The 12,228-nt window shown below is 61.0% G+C and carries 12 protein-coding genes; 6 read left to right on the top strand and 6 right to left on the bottom strand.

Annotation, left to right across the window (positions count from 1 at the left end):
- The first annotated feature begins 7 nt into the window (after window positions 1-7).
- The 4 genes from BM063_RS09245 to BM063_RS09225 all read left to right on the top strand — a co-directional run bounded on the left by BM063_RS09245 (window position 8) and on the right by BM063_RS09225 (window position 4,718).
- Window positions 8-481 carry a hypothetical protein gene (locus tag BM063_RS09245; protein ID WP_092038211.1) on the top strand — a complete coding sequence of 158 codons (474 nt, stop codon included), beginning with the start codon at window positions 8-10 and terminating at the stop codon, window positions 479-481.
- A 1,385-nt stretch (window positions 482-1,866) separates the two neighbouring features.
- On the top strand, window positions 1,867-2,955 hold the full coding sequence (locus BM063_RS09235) for a class II aldolase/adducin family protein (RefSeq protein WP_092038207.1): 1,089 nt from the start codon (window positions 1,867-1,869) through the stop codon (window positions 2,953-2,955).
- 11 nt (window positions 2,956-2,966) lie between these two features.
- The gene (locus BM063_RS09230) at window positions 2,967-3,788 is read left to right on the top strand and encodes an SDR family NAD(P)-dependent oxidoreductase (RefSeq protein WP_092038205.1); all 822 of its coding nucleotides are present in this window, start codon (window positions 2,967-2,969) and stop codon (window positions 3,786-3,788) included.
- A 156-nt stretch (window positions 3,789-3,944) separates the two neighbouring features.
- Window positions 3,945-4,718, top strand: coding sequence for a glucose 1-dehydrogenase (locus BM063_RS09225; RefSeq protein ID WP_092038203.1), 774 nt, complete (start codon window positions 3,945-3,947; stop codon window positions 4,716-4,718).
- 52 nt (window positions 4,719-4,770) lie between these two features.
- Here BM063_RS09225 and BM063_RS09220 read toward each other — a convergent pair whose 3' ends face one another.
- From BM063_RS09220 to BM063_RS09195, 6 genes are all read right to left on the bottom strand, one after another.
- Entirely contained in the window at window positions 4,771-5,805 is a 1,035-nt protein-coding gene (locus tag BM063_RS09220) for an ABC transporter substrate-binding protein (RefSeq protein ID WP_177199069.1), read from the bottom strand.
- 20 nt (window positions 5,806-5,825) lie between these two features.
- Window positions 5,826-6,794, bottom strand: a complete 969-nt coding sequence (locus tag BM063_RS09215) for an ABC transporter permease (RefSeq protein ID WP_218154431.1) — start codon at window positions 6,792-6,794, stop codon at window positions 5,826-5,828.
- Window positions 6,769-7,587: an ABC transporter ATP-binding protein gene (locus tag BM063_RS09210; RefSeq protein ID WP_092038352.1), complete on the bottom strand. Its 819-nt coding sequence runs from the start codon at window positions 7,585-7,587 to the stop codon at window positions 6,769-6,771. Before BM063_RS09210 ends, BM063_RS09215 begins: the two co-directional genes overlap by 26 nt.
- A gap of 754 nt (window positions 7,588-8,341) precedes the next feature.
- Window positions 8,342-8,905, bottom strand: coding sequence for an isoprenylcysteine carboxyl methyltransferase family protein (locus tag BM063_RS09205; protein WP_092038199.1), 564 nt, complete (start codon window positions 8,903-8,905; stop codon window positions 8,342-8,344).
- A 21-nt stretch (window positions 8,906-8,926) separates the two neighbouring features.
- On the bottom strand, window positions 8,927-10,108 hold the full coding sequence (locus BM063_RS09200; RefSeq protein ID WP_092038197.1) for a type III polyketide synthase: 1,182 nt from the start codon (window positions 10,106-10,108) through the stop codon (window positions 8,927-8,929).
- A gap of 138 nt (window positions 10,109-10,246) precedes the next feature.
- On the bottom strand, window positions 10,247-10,549 hold the full coding sequence (locus tag BM063_RS09195) for a hypothetical protein (protein ID WP_092038195.1): 303 nt from the start codon (window positions 10,547-10,549) through the stop codon (window positions 10,247-10,249).
- A 402-nt stretch (window positions 10,550-10,951) separates the two neighbouring features.
- Here BM063_RS09195 and BM063_RS09190 point away from each other — a divergent pair, with 402 nt between their 5' ends.
- Both BM063_RS09190 and BM063_RS09185 read left to right on the top strand, forming a co-directional pair.
- Window positions 10,952-11,374, top strand: a complete 423-nt coding sequence (locus BM063_RS09190; protein WP_092038193.1) for a DUF2621 family protein — start codon at window positions 10,952-10,954, stop codon at window positions 11,372-11,374.
- Between the two features lie 368 nt (window positions 11,375-11,742).
- Window positions 11,743-12,009 carry a hypothetical protein gene (locus tag BM063_RS09185; protein ID WP_092038191.1) on the top strand — a complete coding sequence of 89 codons (267 nt, stop codon included), beginning with the start codon at window positions 11,743-11,745 and terminating at the stop codon, window positions 12,007-12,009.
- The last annotated feature ends 219 nt before the right edge of the window (window positions 12,010-12,228 follow it).

Below are 12,228 nucleotides of genomic sequence, written 5' to 3'. Positions count from 1 at the left end.
CGGATTTTTGTACACGTCCATCGTGTATTTGCTTTCCTTCTGGCTGCCGCCGGCGATCAAGGGGGGGTTCCTCGCCCTGCTGGCCGCCCCCTACATCCTTCATGAGTGGAACGGAATCCGCCTGAAAGTGCCGCAAAACCGATGGCAGGTTCCGCACACGTGGGTCTCGGGGCCGCCGATGCGGAACATGGCGGTGTGGGGGCTGATCCTGGGCGCGGGCCTTTTTACGTACATCCCGCACATCACCTTCCATCTCCTCTATCTGTATCTCGGCTTTTTCAAAGACCCGGCCCACGGCCTTCTCTTCGGCGCCCTTTACGGTTTCAGCCGGGCGATTCCCACGGCTTTTTTCGGAATGTCCGGAAGTCAATGGTTTCCCGGCCTCATCCCCCGGATGCGGCGGGCCGGCAGGCTGGTGAACGGTTTTGTGCTGATCCTGCTTGTCGTTTACTTGGTCTTTCGTGTTTTCGCCAGCGGATGAAAAACCGATGATATCGCGCAGCCGGATCCCACCCGTGGATCGAAGACCGCAGTCAGGAGAAGATGCGATCGACAAAACCGGAAAGGATCAAAGAGCAAAACGGGGAAAAGCGCGATCAGGAAAAAGCCCCGCGAAGGCGGGATTGAAGGCCGGGCCAAACGGCGGGAGAACACCTCCCGAGTGAGACCCTGGCGGGAGGGCATGGAAGACTCCCCCGACGAAACGTCCACCACCCAGGAGTCCGACGAGAAATCGCTAAAGCGCTTGAGAAGGAGGAAGATGCGCGCTGAATCCCTTTTCCGGCTCCTCCGGGGTTCCTCGCCTTGAAATCGCCGGGCCGTCCTCCACAGCCCCCGCAGGTTCCGGCGGCTTCGGCGCCGCCGGTTTCTTACGTGCCCCCGGGCGCACAGACGGGCTGAACAGGTTCTGCGTCAGCGCCGAGGACATCTTCGGGACCCAGGGCGCCATGCCCCGGCTGCATGACCCCGGGACCTGCTTCCCGCCGCCGCTTTGCGCCTTCGAGTCGTTTTTTCCGTGCCTGCGGCCGTCCCCGCGCTTTCCCCGGCACGCCTTCAGCTGCGCCCGCTCCCCATCCGGCTGCATCCGAACCGATGGAAGAACCGTCATCGAAAGCGTCTCAAGGCCGTCCCCGCCAAGAAAGGGGCGCTTGCGCGCCGTCATCTCGAGATATTTCGCAAGAGCGCTTCCCAGTCTATCGGTCATGAAGACTTTGAATCCACGGCATGGCACGTCCCCTTCCCACCGCTCCATGGCTCCCCAAGACCGATTTCAAAGGGATGCGAGCATCTCTCCGGCGCGAATCGCCTGAAGGCGCCGCTTCGACCACCCTTTGGGTCCCTCGCTCAGGACACCGTTGTCGCAGGCGATGACATCGCCTGCCGCAGCCGGTGAACCGCCTCAGAACATCGCCTCTCAATCCCGACTTCCCAGGGCACCCTCCCCATGGCAACCCGGCATGTAAGTGGCACGCGCCGGCGGTTTCCTTTCTGAGGAAGTATAGATGCATTCACCGGCGGGTATGGATTTGTGTGCCTTGCGTATTCCGCAAGTTCCGGCGAGTCGCTCGTCCCCTTTCCGTCACCGCGGCGCAAGCGGCGGACCGTCCTCGGAATTTGCCGCGGACGGCGAATTTCGGCATGGGAATCCCCCCTGCGACATCCCTGCATCCCCGAAACCCAGCCGGAAGGCAAGGGACGCCTGCAGGCCCCTTTGCCTTCCCCTCCCCTTGCGATATAATCGATCTCGACCGATTCCGATGACGGCGGAGCTCGCACGGGCACGCCCGCCAGGGCCGTCCCTCGGCATGATTCCCTTCCCCTTTGGAAAAAATGGGTAAGGGAAGAAACGACGGAAGGAGATGCCGAATGACCACGTTCACCATGGCGGGAGACTGGCGGCAAAGTCCCGTGCTCAAAAAGCTGGCCGAAGGCCTCCGAAACGAATTGATCAAAAACGGGTATGTCTACGGCTCCAAGGAGGATCCCGATCTGAAACTGGTCCTCCATTTTGTGGATCCGGATGATCCCCGCCATTTCCGGCGAAAGGGAAAGGGAACCTTCGTCGTCACGGTGGCGGAGAAAAGCGAACCGGTCGACAGCATCCTGAAGGCGGGTTATCCCATCCTGGTGCGCTCCCTCGGCAACATGATGATTTACCTGGATCGCTCCAAAGGTCAACCCGCCGTCCACTTCATCACCCTGGAGCAGGGATGCTACCCCATCCCGGGGGACATGGAGGAACCCGGCTTCTTCCGCCGGGTGTTCGAGCGGCTCCTTCCCCTGGCCACCGCGGAATTGATCATCGACAACACCTTTGAACCGGATCTCCCGGAAAGCCTTTGGGACGGGGATGAACTGACCCGGCAAATCAACCGGGCGGGGAAAAAGCTGGACGAGATGAACCTGTTGCCCGCCCCCTTTCCCATCGAGGAGCTCCTGTCCGAGCGGGAATTGCGCCACGTGAAGCGCCTCTACGGGATCGGGGGCTTGAGCTACGGCAATCTGAGCGCCCGAAAGGATGGAAACCGCTTCTGGATGAGCGCCAGCGGGGTGAACAAGGCCAAACTGGAAACCGTCGGCCGGGACATCCTGATGATCAAGGGATATTCCCCGGAAGAAAAAGCCATGCGAATCAGCGTTCCGCCGAAGGTGGAGCCGCGCCGCGCCTCCGTCGACGCCATCGAGCACTGGATGATCTACACCAACCATCCGGAGGTGGGAGCCATCGTTCACATCCACGCCTGGATGGAAGGCGTCCCCACCACGAAGATCAACTACCCCTGCGGCACCCTTCAACTGGCCAAGGCGGTGGCGGAGCAGATCAGCCGCGCCGAGGATCCCTCCCGGGCGGTCGTCGGCCTGAAAAACCACGGCCTGACCATCACCGGCCGCGATCTGGACGACATCTTCGAGCGGATCGAGGGAAAAATCATTCCCCAAGTCCCCATGTCCTGAGGAGAGAGAGCATGCGAAAGCGAATCGTTCTCGTCACCGGTGCCTCCAGCGGAATCGGACGGGAAATCGCCCGGCTGCTGGCCCGGCGGGGGGATTTTCCCGTCCTCGCCGCCCGGCGGGCGGAACCCCTCCAAAAGCTGACGGAAGAGCTGGGCACCGGCGCCGCCTTCCCCTGCGATGTGACCGACGAAAATGCCGTTCAGGCGTTGGTGGATGAGGTGAAACGTACCTGGGGGCGCATCGATGTCCTGATCAACAACGCCGGCTACGGCGCCTTCGGAGGGTTTCTCGAGATCCCGATGAGTGAATATGAAGGCATGATGCAGACCAATTATCTGGGAGCCGTCCGCATGACCCGGGCCGTGATTCCCCATATGTTGGAAGCCGGCGGGGGACGGATCGTCAACATCGCCTCGGTGGCGGGGCTCACCGGCAGTCCGAACCTGGCCGCCTACACGGCCTCCAAATTTGCCCTGGTCGGCTTTTCCGAATCCCTCGACCTGCAATATGCGCCGGTCATCCGGGTGGGCGTCCTCTGCCCCGGGCCCGTTTCCACCCCCTTTTTCCGGGGCGAAGACCCCTCCCGCTTTTTCCCCGCCCCGATCGCCAAGCGGCTCCTCGATCCGGAAACCGTGGCCCGCCACGCCATCGGATTGATCGACCGCCCCCGGGTTCTCGTGGTGCCGCGCCTCTTCGCGCCCGCCCTCGCTTTCCGGGCCCTCTTTCCCCGGATTTACCGGAAAATCGCCAAAAAAATGTATGATCATCATTTTCAGCGTCAAAAAGCGAAGGACCCCGTCGGCAATTCCTCCTCAACCGCAATCGAGAAATAAAGCGTACCCGGCGTTAAAATGGTTTAAAAGCCCCGTTGAAGTGCCGGAAGGGGTGCAAGGTTCGCCGCGCCGAGGCACCCGCGCGCATCCCTCCTTCTTCTTTTCGCCGGGGGCTTTCAAATCTTTCGCCTGAAAAAAATCAGGGGGGGACAAGCTTTGGAAAAAAGGCTTTTTGCGGATCAGACGGCGGTCGTCACCGGCGGAGGGCAAGGCATCGGCCGCGCGGTGGCGGAACTCCTCGCCCGGGAAGGGGCCCACGTCTACATCGCGGAACAGGATGAGGAAGCGGGGACCGAGTGCGAAGAGGAGATCCGGAAGGCGGGGGGCGCGGCCACCTTTGTTCCCACGGACGTGGCGCGGCCGGAAGAAATCCGGCGGCTGATGGACCGGATCGGCAAGGAACGGGGCAAACTGCACATCCTGTGCAACAACGCGGGGATCAGCCTTTTCCGCCCACTGGAGGAGCTCTCCGTGGAAGAGTGGGACCGGGTGATCCACGTCAATCTGCGGAGCGTCTTTTTGTGCGCGAAGTACGGCCTGCCCCTGCTGCGGACGGCCGGACGGGCCTCCATCATCAACATCGCCTCCACCCGGGCCCTGATGTCCGAACCCCACACCGAGGCCTACTCCGCCTCCAAAGGGGGAATTCTGGCCCTCACCCACGCGCTGGCCGTCAGCCTCGGGCCGACGGTCCGCGTCAACGCGATCAGTCCGGGATGGATCGAAACCTCCGAATGGAAAAAGAAAAGCGCCCGGAAACCGGCGCAATTGACCGAAGAGGACCATCGGCAGCACCCCTCGGACCGGGTGGGACGCCCCGAAGACATCGCCCGGGCCGTCCGCTACCTCGCCTCTCCGGATGCGGAGTTCATCACCGGGGCCAACCTGGTGATCGACGGCGGCATGACGGTGAAGATGATTTACGCATAGAACCCCCCAAAGGGGCCTGCGCGGGATTGGATGCCGGCCGCAGGAGGCCTCACTATTGGACAAACTCGTTGGTGTAGGTTTCCTTCAGGTCGAATTTCGCCCGGCGCACTTCCTCCAGCGAGAGGGACAACACCTCTTTTACGGCTTGCGGCCCCTCCGGATGCATCACCCCGTCCGGAGAGAACATGGGCATGGTGTGATCGATGGCCTCCACATAGGTGGACTCGTCCCCGCCGTGGAACCGGGAGGGCATCTTCTCCGCGATCTCCCGGGGGGAATGTTGCTGGATCCATTTCAGGGTGCGCTGGATCGCCCGGGCCAAACGGCGCGCGGCCTCCGGATTCTGCTCGATCCACTCGGCCTTCGAATAGAGAACCGAAGCGGGGTAAGTTTCCGTTCCGAAGGCCTGTTTGACGCCTTCGGCGGTGCGGGTGTCCATCAGGATCTTCAGATCCGGATGGCGCTTGGCCAGTTGGGTGGCCGCCGGGTCGGTGAGCACCGCCGCATCCACCTCTCCCTTTTCCATCGCGGCGATGGCCGTGCCCGTCAACCCGATCCCGATGACGCTGACATCCTTTCGCGGATCCAATCCCTTCTTGGACAGCAGATAATTGAGAAACAGATGCGTGGAGGAACCGGGCGCGCTGACGCCCACCACAGCCCCCTTCAGATCCTCGATTTTCCCGATCGGTTTGTCCGTCTCGGGAGAGACGGCCATCACCAGGCCCGGATAGCGCAACATGGTGACGAAGGATTTCAGCTTTTGCCCCTTCGCCGCCATTTGATTCGTGTGGTCGTAGTAGCCCGACACGACATCGACGCTCCCGCCCATCAGGGCTTCCAACGACTTGGCTCCCCCCTGGAAATCCTGAAGGGTCACGTTCAGCCCTTCTTCCTCGTAATAGCCCAGCTGCTGGGCCAGGGTGGTCGGCAGATAGACGATCGAAGCCTGACCGCCCACTCCGATGGTCACATCGATGGTTCCCCCGGCGGAGGAGCCGCCCCCGGAACCGCCGCCGCAAGCCGCCAAAACCGGCAGCAACACCGCCAGGGCAAAGGCTGCAATCCTCCGTCGATTTTTCCGCACCGCACATCCCCCCGTTCCTTTCATTCCTTCTTCCCGTCCGCCCAGCCCGCCGCGTTTTCCGGCTTCCAGCGCAGCAGGTGCCGCTCCACGCGGTTCACCGCCTGATCCACCAGCAGCACCACCGCCATCAGGATGATCATCCCCGCAAAAACCCCCGTCGTGTCAAACACTCCCTCCGCCTGGGCGATAACGTAGCCCACCCCCATGGAGGCGCCGAGGTACTCCCCCACCACCGCCCCCACGATGGCAAAGCCGATGCTGGTATGCAAGCTGGAGAAGATCCACGAGAGGGCCGAGGGGATCAGGACGTGCCGCAGCAGCTGCCGTTCGGAGGCCCCCAGCATCCGGGCGTTGTCGATGATCACCCGGTCCACCTCGCGCACCCCCCGGTAGGTGTTGAAGAAGACGACGAAGAAAACCAGCGTGACGCCCAGGGCCACCTTGGACCAGATGCCCAGGCCGAACCAGAGCATGAAAATGGGGGCAAGAACCACCCGGGGCAAGGAATTCAACATCTGGATGTAAGGGTCCAACACCTCGGCCAGCAGCGAAAACCGGGCCAGGACAAAGCCGAAAAGCACCCCCAACAGAACGCCGATGACAAAGGACAGCAACGCTTCCTCCAGCGTGACCGCCAGGTGAGGCCAGATGAATCCGGTCGACACCCACTCCGCGATTCGGCTGAAAATCTCGGTCGGGCGGCTGAAAAAGAAGGGATCGAGAATTCCCCCGTCGGCGAGGAGCTGCCATGAAACCAGCAGCGCAACCCCGAACCCCCCCTGCAGGAGGCGCACCTTCCGCCGATGCCGGGCCGCGGCGATGCGACCGGCCGCCCGCGGGTCGGCCTCATCCCTTTCCCCTCCGGGGCCCGGCGTCGGCCGGGCGGGGGCGTACATCCCCCCTTCCGCCGGGCGGTTCCCCGTCTGCTCCGCTCGGGAAGCTTGGGACATCTTCTCTTCCCGCTTACGCCATGTGTCTGCTCCGTTCATAACTCTTCAGGACCTCCTCGCGCAGAATCGACCAGATCGTCCGGTAAAGATCGACAAAACGGGGGTCCGTCCGGATGTCCATCAAATTGCGCGGACGGGACAGATCGACGGGAAAACGGCCCACCACCCGGCTGGCCGGAGCCGCCGACAGAACGACGACTTCGTCCGCCAGGGCGATCGCCTCCTCCAGGTCATGCGTCACGAACAACACCGTTTTTCGCGACGACGACCAGAGGGACAGAAGTTCGCTCTCCATCATCTGCCGCGTCTGCACGTCCAGGGCGCTGAAGGGCTCGTCCATCAGCAAGATGTCGGGATTTACGACCCAACTCTGGGCGATCGCCACCCGCTTGCGCATTCCGCCGGACAGCTGAAACGGGTACCGGTCGGCGAAGGGACCGAGCCCCACCCTTTCCAGCCACTCCCTCGCCGCCTCGCGGGCCTCGTCGGTGCGACGGCCGCGAAACACCAAACCGAGCGCCGCGTTGTCCAGAACCGTCTTCCAGGGGAGCAGCGCATCCTGCTGAAAGATATAGGCCGCCCGCCGGTTGATCCCGCGAAGCGGCTGACCGTAAATGCGCACCGTTCCGGATGTGGGCGCCGTCAGACCGGCGGTCATGTTGAGGAGGGTCGACTTGCCGCATCCGCTCGGGCCGACGATGGCGACGAAGGTTCCCTCCTGCACCTCCAGCGTGATCTCGTGCACCGCCGTATAGTCCTTCCCCGCGGGCGTCGTGAAGCACTTCGTCGCCCGGTGCAGGCTTACAGCCGCCGTTCCTTTGTCCGGTTCCATCTCTCCACCCCCTTTCCGGGAAGCGCGGAAAAGCGCCCGTTCCGATTCGGCCGGAGCCGCAAAAACAGACAAAATAAACTGAAATAAGAGATGTTTTGAAAAGATTTTAGCAAGTTCACGCGTTAAATCGCAAGAAAAAACCCCGGCGCGATCGCCGAAAGCGCAAAAAACTTCCCGAACGAAACGGGCGGCCGTCCGGGACCGTTCGGACCGCCGCCCCTGATCCCGGCCAAGGGAACCGGCGCGTTTTCCGCTCACGATTCCTTCCGCTTTCCCCTTGACCAAAAGAATTCGAGCAAAAAACCCGCACCCAGGCCGATCAATGCGCCCGCGCCTGTCTGCCCGAACAGCATTCCCAAACCGACACCGATAAGCAAGCAGCCGGCTATGATCATGGCATTTCCTCCTCTCCCCAGGCCGCTTTCCGGAAAATTTCGTCGGCCCCCGGCTTTCTTCCCAACAGGGCTTCCGCCTCCCCACACAAATTCCCGCACCGATCAAGCGGTAAACAACATTTCAGAGACCCCCGGCAAGCGTCGGGGGCCGTCCAATCCGCGCCCTTTAGCGAGCATCGGATGATCTCCCCGTTTTTTCCTGTTTATTTTGCCTTCCCCATCCCTTTTTCAGATACTGCCTGCGGTCACAAACGGAGAAACACCCCGTGACTTCTGTCATGGTTCCTGCGTCATCAAAAAGGGAAAACCTTGCCCGGGCATCAGGCGCAAGCACGCGGCAATGAAAGCGCGTCAGGCCTTCATCCCCGTTTCGGGAAGGGAAGGAAACGGTTTTTTCGCCCCGCCTCCCCGTCCTCTTCCATCGCCGCCGCCAGGGCCCGCTCCTCCGCGGGAATGCGCACCCCGAGCAATACCAGCAGATTCAAAAGAGACGCCACCGCCGCCGTCCAAAAAGCCCCCAGGAGGAGGGGAAGCGCGAGGATCTCGGCAATGACGGCGAGATAATTGGGATGGCGGATAAACCGGTAAGGGCCGCGGAGGACCGGTTTCTTACCGGGGATCACCCAGATCCGCGTGTTCCAGTGGCGGCCCAGGGAACGAATCGACCAATAGCGGAGAACCTGGGCGAGGAGGAAAAGGAGCGCAGGAAGCGGCCACCAGACCGGCGGCGTCGCCCCCGAAAGGATTTCGCCGGCCATGCCCAGAAACCAGAGCAGGTGCACCGAGACGATGAGGATGTAGTGCCCTCCTCCCACCTCATAACCGCCCTGCGCCCGCGCCCACCGGGCGTTCCGCCCGGCCACGCGCAGTTCCGCCAGCCTCTGCAATCCCACAATCAAAAGCAGCGCCCACCCGAGCCCCATCGGCTCACCTCCCTGCCGCCTTCAGCTGTGACTCGGAAGAGACGACGCCGGCGGATCCGGCGAAGGGGTCCGCCCGGATTCCGAAACCGGCGCCCCCGTCCCGGAGTGATCCGCCGCCTCCACCCGGCTTTCCGTCGGCCCTTCCTCCCCCCACCGGACAAGCATCAGTTCCAGGCTGAATCCGGGGCCGAGGGCGGTGATCAGTCCGTAGGTTCCCCGTTCGGGCCGCTCCCGCATTTCCCGCTCCAACACAAACAGCACCGTCGCCGAAGACATGTTTCCGTGGGCGCGCAGGACGGAACGGGCGCTGGACAGGACGGTCTCCTTCAGGGAAAGGGCCTCCTCGTAGGCGGACAGCACCTTGGCTCCCCCGGGATGGGCGATATACCTCCCCACCCGCTCGGGGGTCAAATTCCACCGGCGCAAAAACCCCTTCACCACCGGCCCCACTTTCCGGCGCACGATGGACGGAATATCCTTGGAAAATATCACTTTCAGACCGTCGTCCACCACTTCCCATCCCATCACGTCCAGGGACCTGGGCCAAGTCATGCTCATCGCGTCGATGATCCGCGGCCCGTCCCCGCCCACGCCCGCCTTCTCCCCGGCGACCAACGCCGCGGCGGCCCCGTCGGCAAACAGCGACGTGGCCACCAGATTGCTTTTGGACAGGTCATTGCGGCGAAAGGTGAGCCCGCAAAGCTCCAGGGCGAGCAGGAGAACGCGCCGTTCCGGAAAGGCCCGGGCCACCTCGAAGGCGCGGGCGAGCCCCGCCGCTCCGCCGGCACATCCCAATCCCCAGAGGGGGGTTCGCTTCACCTGGGGGTTCATGCCCAACCGGTTGACCAGATGGGCGTCGATGCTGGGGGTGGACAGGCCGGTGGAGGAGACGAAAATAAAGTGATCCACCTCCCGGGGCCCAAGGCCCGCCCCCTTCAGGCAGCGGCGAACCGCCTCCTCCCCCAGGTTGCACGCCGCTTCCACATAAGCTTTGTTTCGCTCGGCAAAGGAATGGTCCTGTTCAAACCAGGACCGGGGCCTGCTGAATCGGCGCCGTTCGATGGCCGCATGATCAAAGATCTTCAACAACCGGTCAATATCCCCAAACGCCTCCCGGAACAGCCCGCGGGCAAACTCCCGCGCCTCCCGCTGGTCCACCTCGTATTCGGGGACGGCCGTTCCCACCGAGACAATCCGCGCCAATCGCGATCCCTCCAACCATTTCCCTGATACCCATAGATTTCCCTTCGCGGGACCAGTCATGCGAAGGCCCGCCGTTTTCCCCGGAAAAACAAAAAAACCGCGCGATGCGGCGCGGAAAAGTTCCGGTCCCGGCGCTGATCAATCCAACAGCCAGGAAGCCTTCTTCGCGAACTGGGACGATTCCTCCAACCGTTCCCCCCGGTGCCTGAGCAGGGGAATCCCTCTGGGCTTCAGCGTCAGTATGTAATCCGTGATTCTCCCCGGATCGCGGGACACATAGCGCGACACCTGCTTCTCGTCCTTCACGTGAAGCCCCCAGCCCAGTTCGTTGCCCACCTGGATGCGCTCTACCGTAATTTGCACACCGGTTCCGGAAGGAATGAACAGGATGTGCTCCTCCTTCATCTGCAACAGCTTCTCCGACAGTTTTTCGCGATCCATGTAAATCTCCCTTTTCCCTCGGTTTTGCAGGACGCCCCTTCGGGCCTTGTCGGCGGTGGATTCATCAATTCTTTAAAACTAGCATACTTCAATCCGCTCGGGACAAACAAGCTCTTATCTCGGCCGAAAATCCCGCTTCCCGCAGGGGCCGCTCCTTTCCCGTCCGCCCCGGTCCATTCCTCCGCGCGAAAGCCCTTTCCCGCCGCGAAAGAATGTGGACGGGAGCGGAATCCGGTCCCGGGGAAGAAGGATTCCCTTGCGATCTCCTCCTTCTTCTATATAATTTGGGTAAGGAAGAAAGTCGGGTCCCGCATCCGGCGGGACCGCCCCCTCTCATGAGGGAAAGACGTCATCCCGTTCCCTTCGAAAGGGCGGGAGATTGATTTTAAGAAGGTGTTTTTCATGTCGCAATGGATGTTTTGGGCCGTCCTCTTCTGGGGACTGTTCATGCTGGCCTTTCTCGGCATCGGCGGATACTTCATGTTTCGCAAGTTCCTCAAATCGCTGCCCCGGGAGGACGGCAAATCGATTCTGGAATGGCAGGAATATTACATCGAACAAACCCGTCACCTGTGGACGGAGGAACAGAAGGAGCTGCTGGAGGAGCTGGTTCGTCCGGTTCCCAAGTTGTTTCGGGATGTGGCCCGCCAGAAGATCGCCGCAAAGATCGGCGAACTGGCCCTGAAGGAAAAGGCGACGGAGATGCGGGAAGATCTCATCATCCGGGGATACATCCTGGCCACACCCCGCCGGGACCACAAGTTTCTGATCAAGACCCTGCAAAGGAAAAACATCGATCTGACCCCCTACCGGGAGCTGCTGTAACATTTTTGCAATCTACCCCGGCAGGGGGATTTTTTTGTGCACAATTGTTCAAGCGGTCACGCCCCCTCATTTTTTGAACAGACAGCGATCATGACTGTATAACAAGCACTCTGATCGGAGAAAACCCTCACGAAAGCCCTTTCATCCCAAAAGATGTTTGCCGTTATATCTTTCCATACCGACTTGAACACATTTTTTGATTCCCTTAAACAGGTCCGTTGAACCAATTCGAAAAATAGACATAATTGATGGTTGCACAAATAGCGAATTTGTGATTACAATATAGATGTCATCTAGTTGTAAAGTAGGTGTGATCTAAGGGAAATTTTTTCGAATATTGTATCTTGAACCGAAGGGAGTGAAATTCCATGGCTCGCTACATCGGAAGGTACGAAATGGGCGGAGTCCGCACGGGCACGATTATGGACTGGCTGCAGCCGGGGGACGAAATCACCCTCGTTAGCGCATTCGGCAAAAAGATCAACGTCAAGGTGAAAAACACTTACAATTACGATAACCGCAAAGTGTACATCACCGACCGCTTCGGATTGATCTACGCCGACGAACTGGCTTCCGTTCACGTTCCGGCCTGGAACAAAAAGCCCGCCGCCAAAGCCGAAGCGAAAGTGGTCTGATCCCGGGTTGCAAAAAAGGAGGGGTTTCCCCTCCTTGAGATTGATGACAAACCCCCTGGCTCTTTTCGCAAGAAAAGCGCCAGGGTTTGCGTGTTTATGGGGAATAAACAGATAAAGGAGATTAGATTTGGTAAATTAGGCGGATCACAAAGCCTTTTCCTCTCTTCGAGAGGAGCAAGGCCATTTTTTTTGATGTTTTGAGCCACGGCAATAAGGAGG

It is taken from the genome of Planifilum fulgidum, assembly GCF_900113175.1.
Classification (GTDB): domain Bacteria; phylum Bacillota; class Bacilli; order Thermoactinomycetales; family DSM-44946; genus Planifilum; species Planifilum fulgidum.
The sequence above is the reverse complement of the archived record's forward strand: the minus strand, read 5'-3'. Positions and strand labels throughout refer to the sequence as shown.